Consider the following 26562-nt stretch of genomic DNA (forward strand, 5'->3'; position numbering starts at 1 on the left):
GCCAGCGTTCAATCTGAGCCATGATCAAACTCTTCAATTTAAGTTTGATGCTCGTGAATTAAACTTCGTAATGAATTACGTATGTTCACTCAGAGACTTGGTATTCATTTTTCGTCTTGCGACGTTAAGAATCCATGTCACTTTGAGTGCCCACACAGATTGTCTGATAAATTGTTAAAGAGCAGTGCAACGCGGCTTTCGCTCACCGTTGCGAGGTGGCGTATATTACGCTTTCCTCATTCAGAGTCAAGCGTTTAATTTCGCTTTTCTCTGCCGGTATTCATCGCTGAATCCCGCTGACCCGGCGGGCTGTAAGCCGTTGTTCCGTGTCAGTGGAGGCGCATTATAGGGAGTTATTCCGAAGTGACAAGGGCTAAATGCAAAAAACTTTTTAACCGCCTCTTTTTTCATCATTACGGCGCGTAATGTAGCAAAAAACCGGCGTTTTGCCGTTTTAACCAACGAAGTAAGCCGCCAGATGGCATACTGGTAAGGTAAAAAAGAGAAAGGAACGGCACGTATGTCTTTAAGCGCACAGCAGTTGGCGGCACAAAAGAATATCTCCTGGGTATTAGCGGAGAAGCTGGCTCAAAAAATTTTGACCGGTGAATATCAGCCAGAAAGTATCCTTCCAGGCGAGATGGAACTGGGCGAGCAGTTTGGCGTGAGCCGCACCGCCGTGCGTGAAGCGGTGAAGACGCTAGCGGCAAAAGGCATGCTTTTACCACGGCCGCGCATCGGAACGCGGGTGATGCCACGCAGCAGCTGGAACTTTCTCGATAAAGAACTCCTGGCCTGGTGGTTAACAGAAGATAACTTCTCCGATGTTGTCAGCCATTTCCTCGTGATGCGCGGCAGTCTGGAACCTCAAGCCTGTTTCCTGGCGTCAACCTCAGGGACGCCGGAGCAAAAAGCCCAGCTCAACGCTTTGATGGAGGAGATGGTTGAGCTGAAGAGGAACTTTCAGCGCGAACGCTGGATTGAAGTCGATATGGCCTGGCATGAACATATATATGAAATGAGCGGCAACCCTTTCCTGATCTCTTTCGCTTCTTTATTTCATTCGGTCTATCACACCTACTTCACGTCGATTACGCAGAATGAAGTGGTGAAACTGGATCTGCACCAGGCAATCGTTGATGCCATTCTGGATAGCGACGGCTTGCGGGCGCTGAGCGCCTGCCAGGCGTTGTTGAGCGCTCCCAACCATTCCGATAAATAGCAAGGGTATCGAATGACCAAAAAGAAAGCCCGCAGTATGGCCGGGCTGCCATGGATCGCAGCGATGGCTTTTTTTATGCAGGCGCTCGACGCCACCATTCTGAATACAGCCCTTCCCGCTATCGCCCATAGTCTCAACCGTTCACCGCTAGCGATGCAGTCGGCCATTATCAGCTATACGCTGACGGTGGCCATGCTTATCCCGGTCAGCGGTTGGCTGGCCGACCGCTTCGGCACGCGAAAAGTGTTTATCATCGCCGTCAGCCTGTTTACCCTCGGTTCCCTGGCCTGCGCGCTTTCCAACTCCCTGATGGAACTGGTTATCTTCCGCGTCATTCAGGGCATCGGCGGGGCCATGATGATGCCGGTAGCCAGGCTGGCGCTACTGCGCGCCTATCCGCGCAGCGAACTGCTGCCGGTGCTCAACTTCGTCACGATGCCTGGACTGGTCGGCCCTATCCTCGGTCCCGTGCTCGGCGGCGTACTGGTGACCTGGGCCAGCTGGCACTGGATTTTCCTGATTAATATTCCCATCGGTATTATCGGGATCGTGTATGCCCGCAAGTATATGCCGGATTTCACCACGCCACGGCGCCGCTTCGACACGCTCGGTTTTATCCTGTTTGGCCTGAGCCTGGTTCTGTTTTCCAGCGGAATCGAGCTGTTTGGCGAGAAAATTGTCGCCACATGGATGGCTCTGGCGGTTATCGCCCTGAGCATCGTTTTACTGTGGGCCTATATTCGTCACGCTCGCCGCCATCCCACGCCGCTCATTTCGCTTTCTTTATTCAAGACGCATACTTTCTCTGTCGGGATTGCGGGAAACCTGGCCACGCGCCTGGGTACCGGTTGCGTTCCGTTCCTGATGCCGCTGATGTTACAGGTTGGCTTCGGTTATCCGGCGATCGTCGCCGGCTGCATGATAGCGCCTACGGCTATTGGTTCGATTATTGCGAAATCAACCGTCACCCAGATTCTTCGCTGGTTTGGTTACCGTAAAACGCTGGTTGGGGTCACGATATTTATTGGCCTGATGATCGCTCAGTTTTCGCTGCAATCGCCGGATATGTCGATCTGGATGCTGCTGCTGCCGCTCTTCATTCTGGGAATGGCAATGTCCACCCAGTTCACCTCCATGAACACCATCACGCTCGCCGATTTAACTGATGAAAACGCCAGCAGCGGCAACAGCATGTTGGCCGTGACGCAGCAGCTATCGATCAGTCTCGGGGTCGCCGTTAGCGCGGCGGTGCTGCGGTTTTATGAAGGATTCGATAGCGCAAATACCATCGAGCAGTTTCACTACACCTTTATTACCATGGGGGTTATCACCGTGGTATCGGCGCTGGTATTTACCTTATTAAGAGCAAAAGATGGCCGCAACCTGATTAAGGAGCGGCACAAGCGTTAGGCTGAGCCGCGAACCACCAGCTCGGGGGTTAACTGTACGCGCTGCTGTTTTTGTCCCGGGTCGGCCATACGGTGAATCAGCACATCGATGGCCAGCTCGCCCAGTTCATCTTTCGGTTGATGAATTGTGGTTAACGGCGGCGTCATATAGCGCGCCAGTTCAATGTCGTCATAGCCTACCAGCGCCATATCCTGTGGGATACGCAGACCGCTCTGATAAAGGGCCTGATAGGCGCCTACCGCCATCGCATCGTTACCGATAAACACCGCCTGCGGCAGCGCTGGCAGCATCAGCAGTTTCTGCATGGCGCTGAAACCGCCGCCAAACTCAAAATCGCTGCTAATCACATATCCTTCAGGTACCGAGAGTCCGGTTCGGGCCATCGCTTCCTGATATCCCTCCAGGCGCAGTCGGGCAGGAGTTTTATCCAGCGGACCCGCAATACAGGCAATCCGCGTATAGCCCTGGTCGATCAGATACTGCGTCGCCATATCGCCGCCCAGCAGAGAGTTATCCTGAATCAGATCGCTATCCCCGTCGAACGGCGCCCAGTCCATCATCACCGTCGGTACAGAAGGGTAGCGCTGCATAATCTCCGGCGAAGGTTGATGCGTTTCAGTGCACAGCAGCAGTAAACCATCGACGCGCTTTTGCATCAGCGTCTCCAGATTACGGTTCATCCGCTGTTCATCGCCTTCGGTATTACACAGCACAAGGCTATAACCCCGTTCAAAGCAGCTGCGCTCCACGCCGCGCACCAGCTCCGAGTAAAACGGATTGGTACTGGCGGTAATGAGCATGCCTATGGTGCGGGTTTGATTTAATTTGAGGCTGCGCGCCAGCGCGGACGGCGCGTAGTTCAGGCTCTTAATCGCGGCGTCGACTTTAGCGGTAATCGCTTCGCTAACGAAACGATCTTTGTTGATGACATGAGAAACCGTCGAAGTGGAAACGCCCGCAATGCGGGCTACATCCTTCATGGTAGCCAATCGTTACCCCTGTTGACGTAAAAATTCGTCTATTTCTTTTCGCCAGGGCACGGAGGGCTGAGCCCCTTTGCGGGTGACGGCGATAGCGGCGGCGGCATGGGCAAAACGAATCGCCTGCGCCAGTTCGCTACCTTCAAGCAGCGCGGTGACCAGCGCACCATTAAAGGTATCGCCAGCGGCGATGGTATCAACCGCCTGCACTTTAAAACCGGGAACCCGACGACCTTCACCTTCGCTGCTGACCCATACGCCACGGCTGCCAAGCGTAATGATCACCGTACCAATACCTTTATCATGGAGCACTTTGGCGGCTTTTGCCGCATCATCGTCGCTTTCTACGCGAACGCCAGTGAGCTTTTCCGCTTCGGTCTCGTTAGGGGTAATGATATCCACCAGCGTGAGCAGTTCATCGGGCAATTCACGTGCCGGCGCCGGATTGAGGATAACTGAGGTTTGATTCTGGTGAGCGATTTTCGCCGCGGCCAGAACGCTTTCCAGCGGCGATTCCAGCTGCATCAGCAGCGCCTGCGCGCCGGCAATACGCTCTTTTTCCGCATCAACCTGAGCCACGCTGAGCGCGGCGTTAGCGCCAGCATGAATACCGATAGTATTCTCACCTTCAGCGTTAACAAAAATCAGCGCCACGCCGGTTGATTCTCCGGCTACGGCTCTGATCGGCGCGACGTCGATATTATCGCTTTCCAACTGACGACGAACGCGTTCGCCAATATCGTCATCGCCGGTACAGGCGATAAAGGCGATATTAGCTCCGCTGCGTCCGGCAGCAACCGCCTGGTTTGCGCCCTTACCGCCAAAAGCGACCTGATAGTGATGACCGGTAACGGTTTCACCCGGCGTTGGGAAAGCGTCAAGATTCAGGATGTGATCGGCGTTGATACTGCCAAGGACGACAAGTTTGCCTGCGGTTTTCATAATCAATATTCCCGGAAAGCGCGCCACCCGAATCCGGTGGCGCATGCCCTGCTTTTCTTTATTATGTTGTCCCTCGGACCGTCGCCGATCCGAATCGCACATTATTGCTTAATGACCAGTTTCAACTCAACCGGATAGGTGGTTTCCACTTTTTCGCCCTTCAGCACTTTATCGGCTGTCTCAACGCCTTTCACGCCGATCTGCTCCGGTAACTGGGCGATGGTCGCTGCCAGTTTGCCACTATTTACCGCTTTTTCGCCATCCGGAGTGCCGTCAAATCCAACAACCATCACATCAGATTTGCCTGCCGTTTGCAGGGCACGCAGCGCGCCCAGCGCCATTTCATCGTTTTGGGCGAATACGGCCTGCACATCAGGATGCGCCGTCAGCAGGTTCTGCATGACGTTCAGGCCCTTGGTACGGTCAAAATCTGCCGGCTGGCTGGCCAGAACGTTAAACTTATGCGCAGCAACGGCCTGCTGGAAACCTTCGCCACGCTCGCGCGCCGCGGACGTCCCGGCAATGCCCTGTAGTTCAATGATCTTCGCGCTTTCACCGACTTTCTTCGCGATATAGTCACCGGCCATCTTACCGCCCAGCACGTTATCAGACGCGATATGGCTCACCACGTCGCCTTTTGACGCCTGACGGTCGAGGGTGATAACCGGAATTTTAGCCTGGTTAGCCAGCTTCACGGCGTTACCCACCGCATCGGAATCCGTTGGGTTGATCAGCAGCAGTTTGGTACCACGAACGGTTAAATCCTGCACGTTAGCCAGCTCTTTGGCCGGGTTATTCTGAGAGTCCAGAACCACCAGGTTATAGCCCAGTTTGTCCGCTTCTTTTTGCGCGCCATCCTTCAGCGAGACAAAGAACGGGTTGTTAAGGGTTGAGATAACCAGAGCGATAGTGTCTTTTGCCATCGCGTTTGCGCTTACGGTCGCACTTAACGCTACAGCAGAGACCAGGGTCGCCAGTTTTTTCATATTCATAGTTAAGATGTCCTGTAGAGTTATCAGTTACTGCTTCTTGTTATCTACCAGTACCGCCAGCAAAATAACCACCGCTTTCACGATCATCTGGTAATAGGATGAAACGCCTAATAAATTCAGTCCGTTGTTCAGAAAGCCAAGGATCAACGCGCCAATCAGCGTCCCGACAATACGGCCTTTACCGCCCGCAAGGCTGGTACCGCCGAGCACCACCGCCGCAATCGCATCCAGTTCATATCCGGTGCCCGCCGTCGGCTGCGCGGAAGAGAGACGCGCGACCTCAATAATGCCGGCCAGCGAGGCCAGCATGCCGCACAAAGAATAGACGATGATTTTAACTTTATTCACGCTGATGCCGGAAAGACGCGTTGCCGCTTCGTTGCCGCCGAGCGCGTAGATATAACGACCCAGGCGGGTATGGTGCAGCATGTACCAGGCGGCCAGGAAGACGATCGCCATAATCCACACCGGCGTTGGGATCCCAAGCGGACGGCCAATCCCGAACCAGCCAAACAGATCGGCGTTGTCGGTAAAGCCGGTGTTTACCGGGCTGCCGTTGGTATACACCATCGTCACGCCGCGCAGCAGCAACATCATGACCAGCGTGGCGATAAATGCCTGTACGCGCCCTTTCGCCACGATTACGCCGGTCACGGCGCCAATTGCCGCACCTAACGCCAGCGCAGCGGCCACCGCCACCAGCGCGTTGACCTCAATCCCGACAATGGAAGCCGCCACCGCGCCGGTCAGCGCCAGCAGGGAGCCGACGGACAGGTCGATGCCCGAAGTCAGGATAACCAGCGTCATCCCGACCGCCATAATGGCGTTAACTGAAGTCTGCTGCAGAATATTGAACAGGTTATTCACGGTAAAAAAGTTGGGGCTCATGGTCGAGACAATCGCAATCAGCACCAGCAGGGCAATCAGCGATTTTTGCTCCATCAGCCACGCTTTTGTGAAGTAGCGACGACCAGAAACAGCCGGGTTATTCATCTTTTTTACTCCTGATTCACACGGTTAAGCTTGCCCACAGCGGCAGCCATCAATACTTCCTGGGTGGCCTGCTCGCGTGTGAATTCACCGCCGAGGTGCCCTTCATGCATCACCATGATGCGATCGCTCATGCCCAGCACTTCCGGCATCTCCGAAGAGACCAGAATGATGCTCAGGCCTTCGGCTTTAAACTGGTTAATCAGCTGGTAGATCTCTTTCTTCGCCCCGACGTCGACGCCGCGGGTCGGTTCATCAAGGATCAGCACCTTCGGACGGGTCATCAAGCCGCGGGCAATCGCCACCTTCTGCTGGTTACCGCCCGATAGCAGCCCAATAGCCTGCTCCATCGACGGCGTTTTCACATTAAACAGGCGGATAAAATCACCTACCGCCTGCTGTTCATCTTTATGCTTCAGGCTACCGCCGCTGCGGCTGAAGTAACGCAGCGCGGTGAGCGACATATTCTCTTTAACCGACATGCCGAGCACTAAACCATCGCGCTTGCGGTCTTCGGAGATATAAACAATGCCGTTGGCCAGGCCATCCTGCGGAGAACGCGTAATGACCTCATGCCCATCCAGGGTAACCGATCCGCTGCTGCGCGGCAGCGCACCGTACAGCACCTTCATCAGTTCGGTTCGTCCGGCGCCCATCAGCCCGGCGACGCCGAGGATTTCGCCCTGGCGCAGAATAAAGGAGATGTTCTCCACCCCTGATCCACACAGGTTGTCGACCTTAAGGCGAACCGCGCCCGGGGCTTTGTCCAGATGCGGATACTGATCCTCCAGCTTACGGCCGACCATCATCTCAATCAGCAGATCTTCATCCAGGCTGGCCACTTCGCGCTCGGCGATAAACTGCCCATCGCGGAAGACCGTGACGTCATCGCAAATTTCGAAGATCTCTTTCATTCGGTGAGAGATATAGACAATACCGCGCCCCTGCGATTTCAGTTCGCGGATCACGCGGAACAGGGATTCGGTCTCGGTGTCGGTTAGCGCGTCGGTGGGCTCATCCATAATGATGACCTTCGACTCAAAGCTCAGCACTTTAGCGATCTCGACCATCTGCTGATCGCCGATCGACAAATCGCCCACCAGCTTTTGGCTGTTGAAGCGTAAGTTCAGCTTTGCCAATAGCTTGTCAGCTTCGGCATACATCGTTTTCCAGTCAATTTTGCCAAAGCGATTCACAAACTCACGACCGAGGAAAATATTCTCGGCGATCGTCAGCTGGGGGATCAGGTTGAGTTCCTGGTGAATGATGCCGATTCCGGCTTCCTGAGAAGATTTAGGTCCGTTGAAGGTGGTCTCTTTCCCCAACCACAGCAGCGAACCGGCATCGCGGGAGTAGATACCGGTCAGCACCTTCATCATGGTGGACTTGCCGGCACCGTTCTCCCCGACCAGCGCCATCACGCGACCTGGATAGACATTTAGCGAGGCGCCGGAGAGCGCCTTGACGCCAGGGAACGCTTTATCGATCCCTTTTAGTTGCAATAAGGCTTCCATATCGGCGACCTCAGAACGTCACGCCGGCACAGAGAATAACGTTCGCATACGGGGAACACTCCCCGCTGCGAATCACCGCCTGACTGTCTGCGGTTTCTTTTTTAAACTGCTCATGACTGGTGTAACGAATTTCAATGGTGTTTCCCTGGTGCTGCTGCAGCTGCTCAAGGTGAGTGAGCAACGTCGCATGGAGCTGCGGATTAAGGGTTTTAATCTCTTCCGCCAGGATAGCCGCTTCAACCTGCATTTCGCTCGTCACCACCTCCAGAACCTGCATAAAGGAGGGAACCCCGTGGGTTAACGCCATATCAATACGCGCGCTGCTGCGGGGAACCGGTAAACCAGCGTCGCAAACAACCAGCGTATCGGTATGCCCCAGACGGGAGATGACCGACGAGATATCAGCATTGAGGACGGTACCTTTTTTCATTTTCTCTTTTGCTCCATTAGCGAAACGTTTCGCTGGTATAAGTATTAGCAATAAGAGAACAGAAAACCATCACCAGATGTGAGAATTGTGATCGTCATCGAAACGTTTCGCAACGCAGCAGCGAGAAAGTCTGAAGCGAGCAGATAAAACAAAAAAGCCCTTCATTAAGAAGGGCCCTAGTGAATCAAATCTCAACCTGGGTACCGAGTTCAATAACCCGGTTAGGCGGGATTTCGAACTGATCCGGCGCCCGCAGGGCGTTGCGCTGCAGCAGCAGATACAGCTTGCCGCGCAGGCGCAGATACCACGGCCGCTTGCCGATGATCAACGACTCATGCGACATAAAGAAGGAGGTCTCCATCATCCGGCAGCTCAGGCCTTCCAGCCCGCAGCGGTGGAAAACCTCTTCGACGTTCGGCGTTTCGCGCCAGCCGTAGCTGGCAACGACGCGCCAGAACGACGGCGATATCTGTTCAATCTGTACGCGACGAACGTTATGTACGTACGGCGCGTCTTCGGTACGAAGCGTGAGCAAAATCACCCGCTCGTGCAGCACCTTGTTATGCTTCAGGTTGTGCAACAGCGCGAAAGGAATCACGTTTAGCGCCCGGGACATATAAACAGCGGTACCCGGCACGCGAACCGGCGGCGATTTTTCAAGAGAAGAGATCATCGCCTCCAGAGAATTACCGTGCTCATGCATCCGACGCAGAAGGCGGAAACGCTCGCTCTTCCAGGTGGTCATGATGGTAAACATCACCAGACCGAGGGTCAGAGGCAGCCAGCCGCCGGAGACGATTTTATCGAGGTTCGCGGAGAAGAGCGGGATATCAATGCACATAAAGGCAACCAGCAGCAGCGCCACAACAAACTTATTCCAGTGCCAGTTTTGACGCGCCACCGTCGTGAACAGAATGGTGGTCAGCACCATCGTTCCCGTCACCGCAATACCATATGCCGCCGCCAGATTCGAGGAGTGCTCAAAGTTAACAATAACGATGACCACCGAGATATAGAGCAGCCAGTTGATAAACGGGATGTAAATCTGCCCGGACTCCATTTCCGAGGTGTGAATAATACGCATCGGCGACAGGTACCCCAGACGCACGGCCTGGCGAGTCAGAGAGAAGACGCCGGAGATAACCGCCTGGGAAGCGATAACCGTCGCCAGGGCGGCAATGATCAGCATTGGGATCAGCGCCCACTCCGGCGCCAGCAGAAAGAACGGGTTTTTAATCGCTTCCGGATGTTTAAGCAGCAGCGCCCCCTGACCAAAGTAGTTCAGTACCAGCGAAGGCAGCACGACCGAAAACCAGGCCAGGCGAATCGGCAATTTGCCGAAATGCCCCATGTCGGCATACAGCGCTTCCACGCCGGTAATCGACAGCACCACCGCCCCCAGCGCCACAAACGAGACGGTTTTATATTCGAGGAAGAAATGAACCGCCCAGTAAGGGTTCAACGCCTGCAGCACTTCAGGGTTAGCGAAAATACTGCGCGCGCCCAGTACCGCCAGCAGCAGGAACCAGATCAGCATAATCGGCGCGAACAGCTTACCCACCATGCTGGTACCGTGCTTTTGAATGGCAAATAGCAGCGTCAGGACAATGATGGATATGGGCACAACCCAGGTATCCAGGTCCGGAGCGATAATTTCCAGACCTTCTATCGCCGACATCACCGAGATGGCAGGGGTAATGACCACCTCGCCATAAAAGAAGCTGCCGCCGATAAGCCCAAGGATCACCAGGATGGACGTGGCGCGCGCGGAAGTGTTTCGCCCCGCCAGCGACATTAACGTCAGGATCCCGCCTTCACCGGCGTTATCTGCCCGCATCACGAAGGTGATGTATTTGAGTGAAACAGTAAGAATTAATAGCCAAAAAATGAGCGACAGGAAGCCAAAAACAGCATCACGCTCAACGCCAAAGCCAAACTGACCTGACAGACATTCACGAAGTGTATACAGTGGACTGGTGCCGATATCGCCGTATACCACGCCGATTGCCGCCAGCGTTATTGCCGGCAGCGATTGCTTATTATCAGTGCTCATAGACTAGTCTTTTCGTTTATAAAACAAATGTGTGCCTAGTCCCTTGGCCCACAAAAAGCGCACAGTATGCACGATTATTTGCTGAATCGTACCCCTAACTGACATCATCTTAACCTGACTCAAAGAAAATAAATCGATTCTTCAGGCTATTACCACCCCTAATCAAACATCTATACTCGACCTAACAACGACATTCTAAAAAGCACGCAACTCTATTATGGCTCAATCACATTTACTGGCAGAAAGAATTTCCCGGCTCAGCGCCGCGCTGGAAAAAGGACTCTTCGAACGCAGCCACGCAATACGCCTTTGCCTGCTTGCCGCCCTTAGCGGCGAGAGCGTTTTTCTGCTGGGCCCGCCGGGGATCGCCAAAAGCTTGATTGCCCGTCGCCTCAAGTTCGCCTTCCAGCAGGCTCGCGCATTTGAATACCTGATGACCCGTTTCTCCACGCCGGAAGAGGTCTTTGGCCCACTCTCCATTCAGGCGCTGAAAGATGAAGGGCGCTACGAACGTTTGACCGCCGGCTATCTTCCGGAAGCTGAAATTGTTTTTCTCGATGAGATCTGGAAAGCGGGCCCGGCAATTCTCAATACGCTGCTGACGGCGATAAACGAACGCCATTTCCGCAACGGGGCGACCGAAGAGAAGATCCCCATGCGCCTGCTGGTGGCGGCGTCGAACGAGCTCCCGGAGGCAGACAACAGTCTGGAAGCCTTATACGATCGTATGCTTATTCGCCTATGGCTGGATAAGGTACAGGATAAAACGAACTTCCGCTCAATGCTGATAAGCCAGCAGGACGAGAACAGTAATCCTGTCCCGGCGAGTTTGCAGGTCAGCGACGAGGAATTTCTGCAATGGCAGCAGGATATCGGCAGCGTGAAGCTACCGGACAGCGTATTTGAACTGATTTTCCAGCTGCGCCAGCAGCTGGATACGTTGCCAAACGCGCCTTACGTCTCAGATCGTCGCTGGAAAAAAGCCATTCGTCTGCTGCAGGCCAGCGCCTTTTTCAGCGGCCGCGACACCATTGCGCCAATAGACCTGATCCTGCTGAAGGATTGCCTGTGGCACAATATTGAGACGATGAATCTGATGTCCGTGCAGATTGAGACCTTAATGACCAGCCACGCCTGGCAGCAGCAGGCGATGCTCACCCGCCTCGGGTCGATTATCCAACGGCGCATTCAGCTTCAACAGCAGCAAAGCGATAAGACCGCGCTAAAAGTCACCCGTCTCGGCGGGATGTTCAGCCGTAAACCTCATTATGAACTGCCTGCTGAAGTGCAGGACCCCACGCTAACGCTGCTTCTCCAGCAGCCGCTAAAACTGCACGACCTGGAAGTGATTCATATTACGTTTGTTCGTGAAGAGCTTGCTCACTGGCTGGAGAAAGGGGGTGAGATCCGCGGCAAGCTCAACGGCATTGGTTTTGCCCAGCAGCTGAATATGGATGTCGATACCAGCCAGCATCTGGTCGTGCGCGATGTGAGCCTGCAGGGGTCGCGACTCTCCCTGCCCGGTAGCGAATCACGGGAAAATATGCCGGCAGAAATCAGGCAACAGCTGGAGGCGCTGGACGACGAATGGCATCAGCAACATAACCGCTTCAGCGAACAGCAAAAATGTCTGTTTATTCCCGGCGAGTGGCTGGGGCGCATTGAAGCCAGCCTGCAGGACGTGGGAACGCAGATTAAACAGGCCCGCCAGTCATGACGCTGGACATGCTGAATGTCATGCTGGCAGTCGGCGAAGAGGGCATGATCGATGAGATGCTGCTGGCCCTGCTGGCAGCGCCTCAACTCGCGGTATTCTTTGAAAAATTTCCGCGGCTCAAAAATATTATCGCCGCCGACATTCCTCGCTGGCGGGAAGCGGTCAGATCGCGACTAAAAGAGACCAACGTCCCGCCCGAGCTGGATGCGGAAGTTCAGTGCTATCAGCAATCACAGCGGCTTTCCACCTCGCAGTTTATCGTCCAGCTGCCGCAAATTCTGAGCCAGCTGCATAAGCTGCACTCCCCTTTTGCCAGCCAGGCGCAGCAGCTGGTGGACAACAACAGCACCTTTACGCCGGCGCTGCACACGTTATTCCTTCAGCGCTGGCGTCTGAGCCTGGTGGTGCAGGCAACCTCTCTTAATCAGCAGCTGCTGGATGAAGAGCGCGATCAGCTTCTGAGCGAAGTTCAGGAGCGCATGACCCTCAGCGGCCAGCTCGAGCCCGTGCTGGTGGAGAATGATAATGCGGCGGGACACCTGTGGGACATGAGCGCCGGAGAGCTGAAGCGAGGCGATTACCAGCTGATCGTTCGCTACGGGGACTTTTTAAGCCAACAACCTGAACTCATGCAGCTCGCCGAACAGCTGGGGCGCTCGCGTGAAGCGAAAGCGGTGCCGAAAAAAGATGCGCCGATGGAGACCTTCCGCAGCCTGGTGCGCGAACCGGCTACCGTACCGGAGCAGGTCGACGGTCTTCAGCAGAGCGACGATATTCTACGTCTGCTGCCGCCTGAGCTGGCTACCCTCGGCATCACCGAGCTGGAGTTTGAGTTCTACCGCAAGCTGGTTGAAAAGCAGCTGCTGACCTATCGACTACATGGTGATGCGTGGAAGGAAAAGATCACCGAACGGCCGGTAACGCGCCAGGACGTTGATGAACAGCCGCGCGGGCCGTTTATCGTCTGCGTCGATACTTCCGGCTCAATGGGCGGTTTCAATGAACAGTGCGCCAAGGCGTTTTGTCTGGCGCTGATGCGGGTCGCTCTGGCGGATAACCGCCGCTGCTTCATTATGCTGTTTTCCAGCGAAGTGGTGCACTACGAACTCACCGGCCCGCAGGGGCTGGAACAGGCGATTCGTTTCTTGAGCCAGCGCTTTCGCGGCGGCACCGATCTGGCCAGCTGCTTCCGGGCGGTGATTGAGCGTATGCAGAATCCGCAGTGGGTCGATGCTGATGCGGTGGTGATTTCTGATTTTATCGCCCAGCGCTTGCCGGATGAGGTGATCAATAAGGTGGGAGAGCTACAGCATAAACATCAACATCGTTTTCATGCGGTGGCGATGTCGGTACACGGCAAGCCCGGCATTATGCGCGTATTCGATCATATCTGGCGCTTTGATACCGGGTTGCGTAGCCGCCTGCTGAGACGCTGGCGGCGTTAATCACTGATTAAAGAAGCGCAGCAACGCTCTGACGAACCTGGGTTGGCCACACGCCGCACTGCACCTGGCCGATATGCTCAAGCTGCAGCAGCAGCATCGTCAGGCGAGACTGGCCAATGCCGCCGCCAATCGTCTGCGGCATCTCTCCGCGCAGCAGCGCCTGGTGCCATTCCAGCTGCAGGCGATCTTCGTCGCCGGTCATCGCGAGCTGACGCTTCAGCGCTTCGGCATCCACGCGGATCCCCATTGAAGAGAGCTCGAATGCATCTTCAAGCACCGGGTTCCACACCAGAATATCACCGTTCAGACCGGCATAGCCTTCAGCAGCAGGCGTGCTCCAGTCATCGTAATCCGGCGCGCGAACGTCGTGACGCTGGCCATCGGAAAGCTTGCCGCCGATACCGATCAGGAATACCGCGCCCAGCTCTTTCGCGATCGCCCGCTCGCGGCCCTTGGCATCAAGATCCGGATAGCGGCTTAAAAGCTCCTCGCTGTGAACAAACTGGATCGTCTCCGGCAAGAAAGGCGTAAGGCCAAATTCTTTACTGACGGCGTCTTCGGTCGCTTTGATCCCGGCATAGATCGCTTCAACGGTTGCTTTCAGCGTGCCGCTGTGGCGCTCTCCGTCGCCCATTACGCGCTCCCAGTCCCACTGGTCAACGTAAACGGAATGGATGGGAGTTAATCGGTCTTCATCGGGGCGAAGGGCCTTCATGTGCGTGTACAGCCCTTCGCCCGCGCTGAAGTCGTGTTGTCCCAGGGTTTGACGCTTCCACTTCGCCAGTGAATGAACCACTTCGAACTGGGCGTCTGGCAGTGTTTTCACTTTAACCTGAACCGCTTTTTCGCAACCAGAGAGGTTATCCTGGGTCCCATCGCCCACGCGGCTTAAGATCGGCGCCTGGACTTCGATCAGGCCGAGCTTCTCTTCAAGCTGGCGGGAAAAGTGTGACTTAACGAAACTAATCTGGCGTTGTTTTGCGATGTATGCGGTTTTCATTTTTTATAACTCCTGCGTCCTGTTGCCATTGATTAAGCAACAAAACAGCGCTGCAATTCAATAATCCAACAACAAAAAGCCTGCATCGATTTTGATTCATTAAAATTTGAGGCTAAAATAGAAATATTCGTCAAACTTCATAAGAAAAACCTATGGAAAATTATCAGATCGACAATCTGGACCGCGGCATTCTAGAGGCCTTAATGGCCAACGCGCGCACCGCCTATGCTGAACTGGCAAAACAGTTTGGCGTCAGCCCGGGGACCATTCACGTGCGGGTAGAGAAAATGAAGCAGGCCGGAATTATTACCGGCGCACGCATCGACGTCAGCCCCAAGCAGCTGGGTTACGATGTAGGATGTTTTATCGGCATCATTCTGAAGAGCGCGAAAGACTACCCCTCCGCGCTGGCCAGGCTAAACAGCCTGGATGAGGTTACTGAAGCCTATTACACCACCGGACACTACAGTATCTTTATAAAAGTGATGTGCCGATCGATTGATGCGCTCCAGCATGTACTTATCAACAAGATCCAAACAATTGATGAAATTCAGTCCACTGAAACGCTGATCGTCCTGCAAAACCCGATTATGCGTACCATCCGCCCGTGATCGGGCTTTTTAATCCCACATTTTTCCACAGGTAGATCCCAGCTCGCTCACAGCGTACAATACGCCACTCTGAATAGTGGAGCGGGCGATCATGGCAGAGATAACTCTTATCAGCGGCAGTACGCTGGGTAGCGCAGAATATGTATCAGAACATCTGGCGGAAAAGCTGGAAGAGGCTGGACACAGCACGACTATTCAGCACGGCCCGCTGATCGACGATCTGCAGGCGGAAGGGATCTGGCTGGTTATCTCTTCGACGCATGGCGCCGGGGACATTCCCGATAATCTTCTGCCTTTCTATGAAGCGCTTCAGGAGAAGCAGGTCGACCTCTCTGCGGTCCGTTTTGGCGCAGTCGGCATCGGTAGCCGTGAATACGATACCTTCTGCGGAGCAATTGATAAGCTCGAGACGGCGCTCAACGCCTGCGGGGCAAAACAGATCGGTGAAACGCTAAAAATTAACGTTCTCGAACATGAAATTCCGGAAGATCCGGCCGAGATTTGGCTGGGATCCTGGAAAAACTTGCTCTGAGAATTGTAAAGATCATACTTTCTTCTGTGGATAACTATGCTTAAAAGCTTGGATCAACCGGTAGTTATCCAAAGTATAACCCTTGACTGATTTTTGTGCTGTGTATAACCCTTCATTTTGATCCCAGCTTATACGGACCAGGATCACCGATCATTCACAGAAAGCGATCCTTCTTAAGCGTTTGATCTTAAATCGCGGATCTGACTTATCCACAAGACAAGCCGATCCTAATAAGAGATCACAATAAAACAGATCTCTAAATAAAAGATCTTCTTTTTAATACTCAGGATCCCGGCGCTTTCTCGAAAGGCTAAAGTTGAGTAGAATCCACGGCCCGGGCTTCACTCTATTTTCAAACCGCTTTATGCGAGGCATACCACCATGTTTTATCAGGATCCTTTTGACGTCATCATCATTGGCGGGGGTCATGCAGGCACTGAGGCCGCGATGGCCGCAGCGCGAATGGGTCAACAGACTCTGCTTTTGACACACAATATCGACACTCTGGGGCAGATGAGCTGCAACCCGGCGATTGGCGGCATTGGGAAAGGACACCTGGTAAAAGAAGTGGATGCGCTTGGCGGCCTGATGGCGAAGGCAATTGACCACGCCGGCATCCAGTTTAGGATACTAAACGCCAGCAAAGGCCCGGCCGTACGGGCAACTCGCGCTCAGGCAGACCGTGTGCTGTACCGGCAGGCCGTACGTACCGCGCTGGAAAACCAGCCTAATTTAATGATCTTCCAGCAGGCGGTGGAAGATCTGATTGTCGAAAACGATCGTGTTGTTGGCGCCGTCACCCAGATGGGGCTTAAATTCCGCGCCAAAGCGGTGGTACTGACCGTCGGAACCTTTCTCGACGGTAAGATCCATATCGGTCTGGATAACTACAGCGGCGGTCGTGCAGGCGATCCTCCGTCGATCCCGCTGTCCCGCCGCTTGCGTGAACTGCCGCTGCGCGTCAGCCGCCTGAAAACCGGTACCCCGCCGCGTATCGATGCGAGGACGATTGATTTCAGCGTTCTGGCACAGCAGCACGGCGATAATCCGATGCCGGTCTTCTCGTTTATGGGAGATGCTTCGCAGCATCCGCGTCAGGTGCCGTGCTACGTCACGCATACCAACGAGAAAACGCATGACGTGATCCGTAATAACCTCGATCGCAGCCCGATGTATGCCGGCGTGATTGAAGGGATCGGTCCCCGCTACTGTCCTTCGATCGAAGACAAGGTCATGCGCTTTGCCGATCGTAACCAGCATCAAATTTTCCTCGAGCCGGAAGGCCTGACGTCCAACGAAATTTATCCAAATGGCATCTCCACCAGCCTGCCGTTCGATGTCCAGATGCAAATCGTCCGCTCAATGCAGGGGATGGAAAATGCAAAAATCGTTCGTCCTGGCTACGCTATTGAGTACGATTTCTTTGACCCGCGCGACCTGAAACCGACGCTGGAAAGTAAATTTATCCATGGCCTGTTCTTTGCCGGCCAGATTAACGGCACCACAGGTTATGAAGAAGCCGCCGCTCAGGGCCTGCTGGCAGGCCTGAACGCCGCTCGTTTCTCCGCCGAGAAAGAGGGGTGGGCGCCTGGCCGCTCTCAGGCTTACCTTGGCGTCCTGGTAGACGATCTGTGTACTCTCGGTACCAAAGAACCGTACCGCATGTTTACCTCTCGTGCGGAATACCGCCTGATGCTGCGTGAAGACAACGCCGATCTGCGCCTGACCGAACAAGGTCGTGAACTGGGTCTGGTGGATGACGAACGCTGGGCGCGTTTCAACGAGAAGCTTGAGAGCATTGAACGTGAACGTCAGCGTCTGAAAACCAGCTGGGTTAATCCGCTGGCGGAAAGCGCTGCGGAAGTGAATGCTCGACTGACGGCGCCTTTGTCCCGTGAAGCTAACGGTGAAGATTTGCTCCGTCGTCCGGAAATGACCTACGAACAGCTGGTGCAGATGACGCCGTTCTCGCCGGGTCTTGAGGACAAGCAAGCGGCTGAACAGGTCGAAATTCAGGTAAAATACGAAGGCTACATCGCGCGCCAGCAGGATGAAATCGAGAAACAACAGCGCAACGAGAACACGTTGCTGCCTGCTACGCTTGATTATCGCCAGGTGAATGGGCTGTCGAACGAGGTCATTGCCAAGTTGAACGACCATAAGCCGTCTTCGATAGGGCAGGCATCGCGTATTTCCGGCATTACGCCTGCGGCAATCTCGATTTTGCTGGTGTGGTTAAAAAAGCAGGGAATGCTGCGCCGTAGCGCCTGATATTCCACTGAACGATACATGGGCGAATAGCGCATCAGATATCCGTCAGGTCAATTTCTCAGCCCGGTAAGCGTATCGCCTCCGGGCTCATTGTTTTTAAACAGGTAACGATCGTGCTCAACAAACTTTCTCGTCTGCTTGATGAAGCAGGTATTTCACTTACCGATCACCAGAAAAACCAGCTTGTCGCCTACGTTGGCATGCTGGATAAGTGGAATAAGGCCTATAACCTGACCTCGGTTCGCGATCCTGACGAGATGCTGGTACGCCACATCCTCGACAGCATTGTTGTTGCGCCATACCTTAAAGGAACGCGTTTTATCGATGTCGGTACGGGGCCTGGGCTGCCGGGGATCCCGCTGGCTATCGTGCGTCCTGAATCCCACTTCACCCTGCTGGACAGTCTGGGCAAGCGAGTACGTTTCCTTCGGCAAGTCCAGCATGAGCTCAAACTGGATAACGTCACCCCGGTACAAAGCCGTGTGGAAGAGTTCCCGGCAGAGCCGCCGTTTGACGGCGTGATTAGCCGCGCATTTGCGTCGCTGAATGACATGGTGAGCTGGTGCCATCATTTACCTGCAGAGAACGGTCACTTTTATGCGCTCAAGGGCTTAGCGCAGGAAGATGAAATGGCAAATCTGCCGGAAGGGGTCGTCATTAAGGACGTTGTCGAACTGCATGTGCCTCAGCTGGAAGGGGAGCGTCACCTTGTGGTGATTCAGCCAAAAATGATTTAATTTTTATCAAAAAATGTGAAAAAAACACGGTCCGTGGATGTTACAAAAATAAAAGTCACGGCAGGGTATTATCGGACTGTCTTTAACCCTGGGGTTACCAGGGGTTTTCTTTCCGTTAACTTTGCCCTGTTGCTTTACCAACAGAATAGTCAACATTGAAAATATCAGTACGCTAAAAATCTCGCTGCTTGCACTTCATACTGATGTTAAATTTTTATTATGAATGTCAATAAAAGGTTTTTATTGTATATGGGATTGTTTTAGAAAGAATACCTGGTTTTTATGTTGAATATCAAACGGATAAAAAATTGAGTTTTATGTACAGAATTAATTCGATTTCGCGAAAAATGTTTATTATGTGATCTGATGCACGCTTTAATTGCCGATTTTTCGCGGTATTTGCAGTTTTGCATGACGGCTCACAGATCGGTGAAATGCATGAAAAGTTGTCTGTCGGAAAATAATTAAACATTTATTCACTATTTTGCTACTTATTGTTTGAAATCACGAGGCGTCACCGTATAATTTGTCCGCTTTTTGATGCTTGACTCTTCGTCTTAAAGGACGTTTTATACGACACGCGACATACCTCGAAGGGAGCAGGAGTAAAAACGTGATGTCAGTGTCGCTCTTGAGTCGAAACGTTGCTCGTAAGCTTCTGTTTATTCAGTTACTGGCAGTAATAGCAAGTGGACTGCTGTTCAGCCTCAAAGACCCTTTCTGGGGCATCTCCGCGGTGAGTGGAGGTTTGGCGGTTCTTTTGCCAAACATGATATTTATGATTTTTGCCTGGCGTCATCAGGCGCATACACCAGCTAAAGGCCGAGTGGCCTGGTCCTTCGCCATTGGTGAAGCCTTCAAGGTGTTGCTGACCTTCGCCTTTCTGGCGGTGGCGCTGGCGGTTTTGAAAGTGGTATTTTTGCCGCTGATAGTGACGTGGGTTTTGGTGCTGGTGGTACAAGTTCTGGCGCCAGCTGTAATTAACAACAAAGGGTAAAAGGCATCATGGCTTCAGAAAATATGACGCCGCAGGATTACATAGGCCACCATCTGAACAACCTTCAGCTGGACCTGCGTACATTCTCGCTGGTGGATCCGCACAACCCCCCGGCCACCTTCTGGACGCTCAACATTGACTCCATGTTTTTCTCAGTGGTGCTCGGTCTGTTATTCCTGTTTATGTTCCGCAGCGTGGCTAAAAAGGCGACAACCGGCGTACCTGGTAAATTCCAGACCTTCATTGAGATGATCATCGGCTTCGTCCATGGCAGCGTCAAAGATATGTATCACGGCAAGAGCAAGGTCATTGCTCCGCTGGCCCTCACTGTGTTCGTCTGGGTATTCCTGATGAACCTGATGGATCTGCTGCCTATCGACTTTATCCCTTGGATCGGCGAACACGTTCTCGGTCTGCCTGCTCTGCGCGTGGTGCCGTCAGCTGACGTTAACATCACCCTGTCGATGGCGCTTGGCGTATTTATCCTGATTCTTTTCTACAGCATCAAAATGAAAGGCGTGGGCGGGTTCGTTAAAGAACTGACCCTGCAGCCGTTCAATCACTGGGCGTTCATTCCTGTCAACTTAATCCTTGAAGGGGTAAGCCTGCTGTCAAAACCTGTATCACTGGGTCTGCGACTGTTCGGCAACATGTATGCCGGTGAGCTGATTTTCATTCTGATTGCTGGCCTGTTGCCGTGGTGGTCACAGTGGATTCTGAATGTGCCATGGGCCATTTTCCACATCCTGATTATTACGCTGCAAGCCTTCATCTTCATGGTTCTGACGATCGTCTATCTGTCGATGGCATCTGAAGAGCATTGATTTTTACCAACATACTACGTTTTAACTGAAACAAACTGGAGACTGTCATGGAAAACCTGAATATGGATCTGCTGTACATGGCTGCCGCTGTGATGATGGGTCTGGCGGCAATCGGTGCTGCGATCGGTATCGGCATCCTCGGGGGTAAATTCCTGGAAGGCGCAGCGCGTCAACCGGATCTGATTCCTCTGCTGCGTACTCAGTTCTTTATCGTTATGGGTCTGGTGGATGCTATCCCGATGATCGCTGTAGGTCTGGGTCTGTACGTGATGTTCGCCGTCGCGTAGTAAGTTGTTCGAAAGAAACCTAAGCCACAGAGTTATTTTTTAAGAGGTATTGTGCTGTGAACATGAACGCAACAATCCTCGGCCAGGCCATCGCGTTTGTTATCTTCGTATGGTTCTGCATGAAGTATGTATGGCCGCCTTTAATGGCTGCCATCGAAAAGCGCCAGAAAGAAATTTCTGACGGTTTAGCTTCTGCAGAACGCGCTAAGAAAGATTTGGACCTTGCACAGGCCAACGCGACCGACCAGCTGAAAAAAGCGAAAGCGGAAGCCCAGGTAATCATCGAGCAGGCGAACAAGCGTCGCTCTCAGATCCTGGATGAAGCAAAAGCGGAAGCAGAACAGGAACGCACCAAAATCGTCGCACAGGCGCAGGCTGAAATCGATGCCGAACGTAAACGTGCCCGTGAGGAGCTGCGTAAGCAGGTTGCTATCCTGGCTGTTGCTGGCGCCGAGAAGATCATCGAACGTTCCGTGGATGAAGCTGCTAACAGCGACATCGTGGATAAACTTGTCGCTGAACTGTAAGGAGGGAGGGGCTGATGTCTGAATTTGTAACGGTAGCTCGCCCCTACGCCAAAGCAGCTTTTGACTTTGCCGTCGAACACAACAGCGTTGAACGCTGGCAGGATATGCTGGCGTTTGTTGCTGAAGTGACTAAAAACGAAGAAATGGCAGAGCTACTCTCTGGCGCACTGGCGCCGGAAACGCTCTCTGATGTGTTTATCGCGGTTTGTGGTGAGCAACTGGACGAAAATGGTCAAAACCTGATCCGGGTGATGGCTGAAAATGGTCGTCTGAAAGCGCTCCCTGATGTTCTCGAGCAGTTCATTCACCTGCGCGCTGCCAGTGAGGCAACCGCAGAGGTAGAAGTTATTTCTGCCGCTCAAATGAGTGACGAACAGCTTGCGAAAATTACCGCCGCGATGGAAAAACGTCTGTCACGCAAAGTTAAGCTGAATTGCAAAATCGATAAGTCTGTAATGGCAGGCGTAATCATCCGTTCGGGTGATATGGTCATTGATGGTAGCGTACGCGGCCGTCTTGAACGCCTTGCAGACGTCTTGCAGTCTTAAGGGGACTGGAGCATGCAACTGAATTCCACCGAAATCAGCGAACTGATCAAGCAGCGCATTGCTCAGTTCAATGTTGTGAGCGAGGCTCATAACGAAGGTACTATCGTTTCTGTAAGTGACGGTGTTATCCGCATTCACGGCCTGGCCGATTGTATGCAGGGTGAGATGATCGCTCTGCCGGGTAACCGTTACGCTATCGCACTGAACCTGGAGCGCGACTCCGTAGGTGCAGTTGTGATGGGTCCGTACGCTGACCTCGCCGAAGGTATGAAGGTTAAATGTACTGGCCGTATCCTTGAAGTTCCGGTTGGCCGCGGCCTGCTGGGACGTGTGGTTAACACCCTGGGTGCACCGATTGATGGTAAAGGTCCGCTGGAGCACGACGGCTTCTCCGCCGTTGAAGCTATCGCGCCGGGCGTAATCGAACGTCAGTCCGTCGATCAGCCGGTGCAGACCGGTTATAAATCCGTTGATGCCATGATCCCAATCGGTCGTGGACAACGTGAACTGATCATCGGCGACCGTCAGACCGGTAAAACCGCGCTGGCTATCGACGCCATCATCAACCAACGTGATTCCGGCATCAAGTGCGTCTACGTAGCTATCGGCCAGAAAGCGTCCACGATTTCTAACGTGGTACGTAAACTGGAAGAACACGGCGCGCTGGCTAACACCATCGTTGTGGTTGCAACCGCATCTGAATCTGCCGCACTGCAATACCTGGCGCCGTACGCCGGTTGTGCAATGGGTGAATACTTCCGCGACCGCGGTGAAGATGCGCTGATCATTTATGATGACCTGTCTAAACAGGCCGTTGCTTATCGTCAGATCTCCCTGCTGCTCCGCCGTCCGCCTGGACGTGAAGCATTCCCGGGCGACGTATTCTACCTCCACTCTCGTCTGCTGGAGCGTGCTGCACGTGTTAACGTCGAATACGTTGAAGCTTTCACCAAAGGTGAAGTGAAGGGTAAAACCGGTTCTCTGACTGCGCTGCCGATTATCGAAACCCAGGCGGGTGACGTTTCTGCGTTCGTTCCGACCAACGTAATTTCCATTACCGATGGTCAGATCTTCCTGGAAACCAACCTGTTTAACTCCGGTATTCGTCCTGCGGTTAACCCGGGTATCTCCGTATCCCGTGTTGGTGGTGCAGCTCAGACCAAGATCATGAAGAAACTGTCCGGTGGTATTCGTACCGCTCTGGCACAGTATCGCGAACTGGCGGCGTTCTCCCAGTTTGCCTCTGACCTTGATGATGCAACCCGTAAGCAGCTGGACCACGGTCAGAAAGTGACCGAACTGCTGAAACAGAAACAGTATGCGCCGATGTCCGTTGCGCAGCAGTCTCTGGTTCTGTTCGCGGCAGAACGTGGTTATCTGGCGGATGTCGAGCTGTCGAAAATCGGTAGCTTTGAAGCCGCTCTGCTGGCTTACGTCGACCGTGATCACGCTCCGTTGATGCAAGAGATCAACCAGTCCGGTGGCTATAACGATGAAATCGAAGGCAAGCTGAAAGGCATCCTCGATTCCTTCAAAGCAACCCAATCCTGGTAAAGTCTGGCGGCTTGCTCTAGGGCAGGCCGCAAGGCATTGAGGAGAAGCTCATGGCCGGCGCAAAAGAGATACGTAGTAAGATCGCAAGCGTCCAGAACACGCAAAAGATCACTAAAGCGATGGAAATGGTCGCCGCTTCCAAAATGCGTAAATCGCAGGAGCGTATGGCGGCCAGCCGTCCTTATGCAGATACGATGCGCAAAGTGATCGGTCACCTTGCGAACGGTAATCTGGAATATAAGCACCCTTACCTGGAAGAACGCGACGTTAAACGCGTGGGCTACCTGGTGGTGTCTACCGACCGTGGTCTGTGCGGTGGCTTGAACATTAACCTGTTCAAAAAGCTGCTGGCGGAAATGAAAGCATGGTCCGATAAAGGCGTTCAGTGCGAACTCGCAATGATCGGCTCCAAGGGCGTGTCGTTCTTTAATTCCGTTAGCGGTAATGTTGTCGCCCAGGTGACGGGTATGGGGGATAACCCATCCCTGTCCGAACTGATTGGTCCGGTAAAAGTGATGTTGCAGGCCTACGATGAAGGCCGTCTGGACAAGCTGTATATTGTCAGCAACAAATTTATTAACACCATGTCTCAGGTTCCAACCATCACTCAGCTGCTGCCGTTACCGGCTTCAGAAGATGGTGAGTTGAAGCGTAAATCCTGGGATTACCTGTATGAACCCGATCCGAAAGCGCTGCTGGATACCCTGCTGCGCCGTTATGTGGAATCTCAGGTTTATCAGGGCGTGGTAGAAAACCTGGCCAGCGAGCAGGCCGCACGTATGGTGGCGATGAAAGCCGCGACCGACAATGGCGGCAGCCTGATTAAAGAGCTGCAGTTGGTATACAACAAAGCTCGTCAGGCCAGCATTACTCAGGAACTCACCGAGATCGTCGGTGGAGCATCCGCGGTATAACCAGGTTAATTCGTAGAGGATTCAAGATGGCTACTGGAAAAATTGTCCAGGTAATCGGCGCCGTGGTCGACGTCGAATTCCCTCAGGATGCCGTACCGCGCGTGTACGAGGCTCTTGAGGTACAAAATGGTAGTGAGAATCTGGTGCTGGAAGTTCAGCAGCAGCTCGGCGGCGGTATTGTTCGTACCATCGCCATGGGTTCTTCCGACGGTCTGCGTCGCGGTCTGGAAGTAAAAGACCTCGAGCATCCGATCGAAGTCCCGGTAGGTAAAGCAACGCTGGGTCGTATCATGAACGTACTGGGCCAACCGGTAGACATGAAAGGCGACATCGGTGAAGAAGAGCGTTGGGCTATCCACCGCGCAGCACCTTCCTACGAAGAGTTGTCAAACTCTCAGGAACTGCTGGAAACCGGCATCAAAGTTATCGACCTGATGTGTCCGTTTGCGAAGGGCGGTAAAGTTGGTCTGTTCGGTGGTGCGGGTGTAGGTAAAACCGTAAACATGATGGAGCTGATCCGTAACATCGCGATCGAGCACTCCGGTTACTCCGTGTTTGCGGGCGTAGGTGAACGTACTCGTGAGGGTAACGACTTCTACCACGAAATGACCGACTCCAACGTTATCGATAAAGTATCCCTGGTGTATGGCCAGATGAACGAGCCGCCGGGAAACCGTCTGCGCGTTGCGCTGACCGGCCTGACCATGGCTGAGAAGTTCCGTGACGAAGGTCGTGACGTTCTGCTGTTCGTCGATAACATCTATCGTTACACCCTGGCCGGTACTGAAGTATCCGCACTGCTGGGTCGTATGCCTTCAGCGGTAGGTTACCAGCCGACTCTGGCGGAAGAGATGGGCGTTCTGCAGGAACGTATCACCTCCACCAAAACCGGCTCTATCACTTCCGTACAGGCGGTATACGTACCTGCGGATGACTTGACTGACCCGTCTCCAGCCACCACCTTTGCGCACCTTGACGCAACTGTGGTACTGAGCCGTCAGATCGCTTCTCTGGGTATCTATCCGGCAGTTGACCCGCTGGACTCCACCAGCCGTCAGCTGGATCCGCTGGTTGTTGGTCAGGAGCACTACGACACCGCTCGTGGCGTTCAGTCCATCCTGCAGCGTTATCAGGAACTGAAAGACATCATCGCCATCCTGGGTATGGATGAACTGTCTGAAGAAGATAAACTGGTGGTAGCTCGTGCGCGTAAGATTCAGCGCTTCCTGTCCCAGCCGTTCTTCGTGGCAGAAGTATTTACCGGTTCTCCGGGCAAATACGTCTCCCTGAAAGACACCATCCGTGGCTTTAAAGGCATCATGGAAGGCGAATACGATCACCTGCCGGAGCAGGCGTTCTACATGGTCGGTTCTATCGACGAAGCCGTGGAAAAAGCCAAAAAACTTTAACGCCTTAATCGGAGGGTGATATGGCAATGACTTACCACCTGGACGTCGTCAGCGCAGAGAAACAAATGTTCTCTGGTCTGGTCGAGAAAATCCAGGTAACGGGTAGCGAAGGTGAACTGGGTATTTACCCGGGGCACGCGCCGCTGCTCACCGCCATTAAGCCTGGTATGATTCGCATCGTTAAGCAGCACGGTCACGAAGAATTTATCTACCTGTCAGGCGGCATTCTTGAAGTGCAGCCGGGTAGCACGACCGTTCTGGCTGATACGGCAATTCGTGGCCAGGATCTCGACGAAGCGCGAGCCCTGGAAGCGAAACGTAAGGCTGAAGAGCACATTAAGAGCTCTCATGGTGACGTGGACTACGCTCAGGCGTCTGCGGAACTGGCCAAAGCGATCGCTAAACTGCGCGTTATCGAGTTGACCAAAAAAGCGATGTAACACCGGCTTGAACGCTAAAAGCCAGTCTGGTTTCCAGGCTGGCTTTTTTTATGGCTTCGTTTCAGAAAAAACAAAACTAAAAAGCGGGTTTAAAAATTTTGTGATGCATATCTCATTTTTGTTGATCGTTTAAAAGATGAAGCGTAGACTTGTTTTTGTGATGTGAGTCACAAAAAAATTCATCAAAAACGTAATCGCTATCCAGGAAGAGATCAT

The 26562-nt window shown here is 53.4% G+C and carries 25 protein-coding genes; 17 read left to right on the plus strand and 8 right to left on the minus strand.

Going from position 1 to position 26562, the window contains the following annotated elements:
- The first annotated feature begins 520 nt into the window (after positions 1 to 520).
- Together SIK97_RS23515 and mdtD are read left to right on the plus strand one after the other, a co-directional pair.
- Entirely contained in the window at positions 521 to 1222 is a 702-nt protein-coding gene (locus tag SIK97_RS23515) for a FadR/GntR family transcriptional regulator (RefSeq protein ID WP_004855803.1), read from the plus strand.
- A gap of 12 nt (positions 1223 to 1234) precedes the next feature.
- On the plus strand, positions 1235 to 2632 hold the full coding sequence (gene mdtD / locus SIK97_RS23520; RefSeq protein WP_004855800.1) for a multidrug transporter subunit MdtD: 1398 nt from the start codon (positions 1235 to 1237) through the stop codon (positions 2630 to 2632).
- On the opposite strand, the gene rbsR is transcribed toward mdtD, so the two are convergent.
- The 7 genes from rbsR to kup all read right to left on the minus strand — a co-directional run bounded on the left by rbsR (position 2629) and on the right by kup (position 10533).
- A complete protein-coding gene (rbsR, locus tag SIK97_RS23525) occupies positions 2629 to 3621 on the minus strand; it encodes a ribose operon transcriptional repressor RbsR (RefSeq protein WP_100248269.1) in 993 nt (330 codons plus the stop codon). The genes mdtD and rbsR overlap by 4 nt on opposite strands.
- A gap of 3 nt (positions 3622 to 3624) precedes the next feature.
- The gene (gene rbsK, locus SIK97_RS23530) at positions 3625 to 4557 is read right to left on the minus strand and encodes a ribokinase (protein WP_171972750.1); all 933 of its coding nucleotides are present in this window, start codon (positions 4555 to 4557) and stop codon (positions 3625 to 3627) included.
- Between the two features lie 98 nt (positions 4558 to 4655).
- Positions 4656 to 5546, minus strand: a complete 891-nt coding sequence (gene rbsB / locus SIK97_RS23535) for a ribose ABC transporter substrate-binding protein RbsB (RefSeq protein ID WP_047722782.1) — start codon at positions 5544 to 5546, stop codon at positions 4656 to 4658.
- A 27-nt stretch (positions 5547 to 5573) separates the two neighbouring features.
- Entirely contained in the window at positions 5574 to 6539 is a 966-nt protein-coding gene (rbsC, locus tag SIK97_RS23540; protein WP_004855792.1) for a ribose ABC transporter permease, read from the minus strand.
- A gap of 5 nt (positions 6540 to 6544) precedes the next feature.
- The gene (rbsA, locus tag SIK97_RS23545) at positions 6545 to 8050 is read right to left on the minus strand and encodes a ribose ABC transporter ATP-binding protein RbsA (protein ID WP_047722783.1); all 1506 of its coding nucleotides are present in this window, start codon (positions 8048 to 8050) and stop codon (positions 6545 to 6547) included.
- A gap of 10 nt (positions 8051 to 8060) precedes the next feature.
- On the minus strand, positions 8061 to 8480 hold the full coding sequence (gene rbsD / locus SIK97_RS23550) for a D-ribose pyranase (protein ID WP_004855789.1): 420 nt from the start codon (positions 8478 to 8480) through the stop codon (positions 8061 to 8063).
- A gap of 184 nt (positions 8481 to 8664) precedes the next feature.
- The gene (gene kup / locus SIK97_RS23555; protein WP_004107313.1) at positions 8665 to 10533 is read right to left on the minus strand and encodes a low affinity potassium transporter Kup; all 1869 of its coding nucleotides are present in this window, start codon (positions 10531 to 10533) and stop codon (positions 8665 to 8667) included.
- A gap of 217 nt (positions 10534 to 10750) precedes the next feature.
- Between kup and ravA the strand changes: the two genes are divergently transcribed.
- Together ravA and viaA are read left to right on the plus strand one after the other, a co-directional pair.
- Complete coding sequence (gene ravA / locus SIK97_RS23560) at positions 10751 to 12250, plus strand: ATPase RavA (RefSeq protein ID WP_014227354.1); 1500 nt, start codon at positions 10751 to 10753, stop codon at positions 12248 to 12250.
- On the plus strand, positions 12247 to 13695 hold the full coding sequence (gene viaA / locus SIK97_RS23565) for an ATPase RavA stimulator ViaA (protein WP_014839869.1): 1449 nt from the start codon (positions 12247 to 12249) through the stop codon (positions 13693 to 13695). Before ravA ends, viaA begins: the two co-directional genes overlap by 4 nt.
- A 7-nt stretch (positions 13696 to 13702) precedes the next feature.
- Here the strand turns inward: viaA and asnA are convergent, their stop codons facing one another.
- Complete coding sequence (gene asnA, locus SIK97_RS23570; RefSeq protein WP_025107541.1) at positions 13703 to 14695, minus strand: aspartate--ammonia ligase; 993 nt, start codon at positions 14693 to 14695, stop codon at positions 13703 to 13705.
- Positions 14696 to 14847: 152 nt separating this feature from the next.
- On the opposite strand from asnA, the gene asnC reads away from it, so the two are divergent.
- The 13 genes from asnC (at position 14848) to SIK97_RS23635 (ending at position 26346) form a co-directional block, all read left to right on the plus strand.
- On the plus strand, positions 14848 to 15306 hold the full coding sequence (asnC, locus tag SIK97_RS23575) for a transcriptional regulator AsnC (protein ID WP_004107306.1): 459 nt from the start codon (positions 14848 to 14850) through the stop codon (positions 15304 to 15306).
- Positions 15307 to 15397: 91 nt separating this feature from the next.
- The gene (mioC, locus tag SIK97_RS23580) at positions 15398 to 15838 is read left to right on the plus strand and encodes an FMN-binding protein MioC (protein ID WP_009653317.1); all 441 of its coding nucleotides are present in this window, start codon (positions 15398 to 15400) and stop codon (positions 15836 to 15838) included.
- Positions 15839 to 16219: 381 nt separating this feature from the next.
- On the plus strand, positions 16220 to 18109 hold the full coding sequence (gene mnmG, locus SIK97_RS23585) for a tRNA uridine-5-carboxymethylaminomethyl(34) synthesis enzyme MnmG (RefSeq protein WP_004855773.1): 1890 nt from the start codon (positions 16220 to 16222) through the stop codon (positions 18107 to 18109).
- A 113-nt stretch (positions 18110 to 18222) separates the two neighbouring features.
- Positions 18223 to 18846, plus strand: a complete 624-nt coding sequence (gene rsmG, locus SIK97_RS23590) for a 16S rRNA (guanine(527)-N(7))-methyltransferase RsmG (RefSeq protein ID WP_032751773.1) — start codon at positions 18223 to 18225, stop codon at positions 18844 to 18846.
- Positions 18847 to 19462: 616 nt separating this feature from the next.
- Entirely contained in the window at positions 19463 to 19843 is a 381-nt protein-coding gene (gene atpI / locus SIK97_RS23595) for a F0F1 ATP synthase subunit I (protein WP_004127040.1), read from the plus strand.
- Between the two features lie 8 nt (positions 19844 to 19851).
- Positions 19852 to 20667: a F0F1 ATP synthase subunit A gene (gene atpB, locus SIK97_RS23600; RefSeq protein WP_004127037.1), complete on the plus strand. Its 816-nt coding sequence runs from the start codon at positions 19852 to 19854 to the stop codon at positions 20665 to 20667.
- A gap of 47 nt (positions 20668 to 20714) precedes the next feature.
- The gene (atpE, locus tag SIK97_RS23605) at positions 20715 to 20954 is read left to right on the plus strand and encodes a F0F1 ATP synthase subunit C (RefSeq protein ID WP_000429386.1); all 240 of its coding nucleotides are present in this window, start codon (positions 20715 to 20717) and stop codon (positions 20952 to 20954) included.
- A gap of 56 nt (positions 20955 to 21010) precedes the next feature.
- Complete coding sequence (atpF, locus tag SIK97_RS23610) at positions 21011 to 21481, plus strand: F0F1 ATP synthase subunit B (RefSeq protein WP_004107293.1); 471 nt, start codon at positions 21011 to 21013, stop codon at positions 21479 to 21481.
- Positions 21482 to 21495: 14 nt separating this feature from the next.
- Positions 21496 to 22029, plus strand: coding sequence for a F0F1 ATP synthase subunit delta (atpH, locus tag SIK97_RS23615; RefSeq protein WP_004855764.1), 534 nt, complete (start codon positions 21496 to 21498; stop codon positions 22027 to 22029).
- A gap of 12 nt (positions 22030 to 22041) precedes the next feature.
- Positions 22042 to 23583, plus strand: a complete 1542-nt coding sequence (gene atpA / locus SIK97_RS23620; protein WP_004127029.1) for a F0F1 ATP synthase subunit alpha — start codon at positions 22042 to 22044, stop codon at positions 23581 to 23583.
- Positions 23584 to 23633: 50 nt separating this feature from the next.
- Positions 23634 to 24497, plus strand: coding sequence for a F0F1 ATP synthase subunit gamma (atpG, locus tag SIK97_RS23625; protein WP_004107278.1), 864 nt, complete (start codon positions 23634 to 23636; stop codon positions 24495 to 24497).
- 26 nt (positions 24498 to 24523) lie between these two features.
- The gene (gene atpD / locus SIK97_RS23630; protein WP_004107276.1) at positions 24524 to 25906 is read left to right on the plus strand and encodes a F0F1 ATP synthase subunit beta; all 1383 of its coding nucleotides are present in this window, start codon (positions 24524 to 24526) and stop codon (positions 25904 to 25906) included.
- A gap of 20 nt (positions 25907 to 25926) precedes the next feature.
- Positions 25927 to 26346 (plus strand): F0F1 ATP synthase subunit epsilon, encoded by a 420-nt coding sequence (locus tag SIK97_RS23635; protein ID WP_004107274.1) that lies wholly within the window; start codon positions 25927 to 25929, stop codon positions 26344 to 26346.
- The last annotated feature ends 216 nt before the right edge of the window (positions 26347 to 26562 follow it).

The sequence above is a fragment of the Klebsiella sp. JN_Kp126 genome, from assembly GCF_033843325.1.
GTDB lineage: Bacteria > Pseudomonadota > Gammaproteobacteria > Enterobacterales > Enterobacteriaceae > Klebsiella > Klebsiella michiganensis.

What these genes read in the sequence shown, in the direction of transcription:
- rbsA (WP_047722783.1), bottom strand. Translation starts at nt 8,050, where the DNA reads ATGGAAGCCTTATTGCAACTAAAAGGGATCGATAAAGCGTTCCCTGGC.
- atpH (WP_004855764.1), top strand. Translation starts at nt 21,496, where the DNA reads ATGTCTGAATTTGTAACGGTAGCTCGCCCCTACGCCAAAGCAGCTTTT.
- SIK97_RS23515 (WP_004855803.1), top strand. Translation starts at nt 521, where the DNA reads ATGTCTTTAAGCGCACAGCAGTTGGCGGCACAAAAGAATATCTCCTGG.
- mioC (WP_009653317.1), top strand. Translation starts at nt 15,398, where the DNA reads ATGGCAGAGATAACTCTTATCAGCGGCAGTACGCTGGGTAGCGCAGAA.
- atpA (WP_004127029.1), top strand. Translation starts at nt 22,042, where the DNA reads ATGCAACTGAATTCCACCGAAATCAGCGAACTGATCAAGCAGCGCATT.
- atpI (WP_004127040.1), top strand. Translation starts at nt 19,463, where the DNA reads ATGTCAGTGTCGCTCTTGAGTCGAAACGTTGCTCGTAAGCTTCTGTTT.
- mdtD (WP_004855800.1), top strand. Translation starts at nt 1,235, where the DNA reads ATGACCAAAAAGAAAGCCCGCAGTATGGCCGGGCTGCCATGGATCGCA.
- atpB (WP_004127037.1), top strand. Translation starts at nt 19,852, where the DNA reads ATGGCTTCAGAAAATATGACGCCGCAGGATTACATAGGCCACCATCTG.
- ravA (WP_014227354.1), top strand. Translation starts at nt 10,751, where the DNA reads ATGGCTCAATCACATTTACTGGCAGAAAGAATTTCCCGGCTCAGCGCC.
- rbsB (WP_047722782.1), bottom strand. Translation starts at nt 5,546, where the DNA reads ATGAATATGAAAAAACTGGCGACCCTGGTCTCTGCTGTAGCGTTAAGT.
- atpD (WP_004107276.1), top strand. Translation starts at nt 24,524, where the DNA reads ATGGCTACTGGAAAAATTGTCCAGGTAATCGGCGCCGTGGTCGACGTC.
- asnC (WP_004107306.1), top strand. Translation starts at nt 14,848, where the DNA reads ATGGAAAATTATCAGATCGACAATCTGGACCGCGGCATTCTAGAGGCC.
- viaA (WP_014839869.1), top strand. Translation starts at nt 12,247, where the DNA reads ATGACGCTGGACATGCTGAATGTCATGCTGGCAGTCGGCGAAGAGGGC.
- SIK97_RS23635 (WP_004107274.1), top strand. Translation starts at nt 25,927, where the DNA reads ATGGCAATGACTTACCACCTGGACGTCGTCAGCGCAGAGAAACAAATG.
- rbsD (WP_004855789.1), bottom strand. Translation starts at nt 8,480, where the DNA reads ATGAAAAAAGGTACCGTCCTCAATGCTGATATCTCGTCGGTCATCTCC.
- kup (WP_004107313.1), bottom strand. Translation starts at nt 10,533, where the DNA reads ATGAGCACTGATAATAAGCAATCGCTGCCGGCAATAACGCTGGCGGCA.
- asnA (WP_025107541.1), bottom strand. Translation starts at nt 14,695, where the DNA reads ATGAAAACCGCATACATCGCAAAACAACGCCAGATTAGTTTCGTTAAG.
- atpG (WP_004107278.1), top strand. Translation starts at nt 23,634, where the DNA reads ATGGCCGGCGCAAAAGAGATACGTAGTAAGATCGCAAGCGTCCAGAAC.
- atpE (WP_000429386.1), top strand. Translation starts at nt 20,715, where the DNA reads ATGGAAAACCTGAATATGGATCTGCTGTACATGGCTGCCGCTGTGATG.
- mnmG (WP_004855773.1), top strand. Translation starts at nt 16,220, where the DNA reads ATGTTTTATCAGGATCCTTTTGACGTCATCATCATTGGCGGGGGTCAT.
- rbsC (WP_004855792.1), bottom strand. Translation starts at nt 6,539, where the DNA reads ATGAATAACCCGGCTGTTTCTGGTCGTCGCTACTTCACAAAAGCGTGG.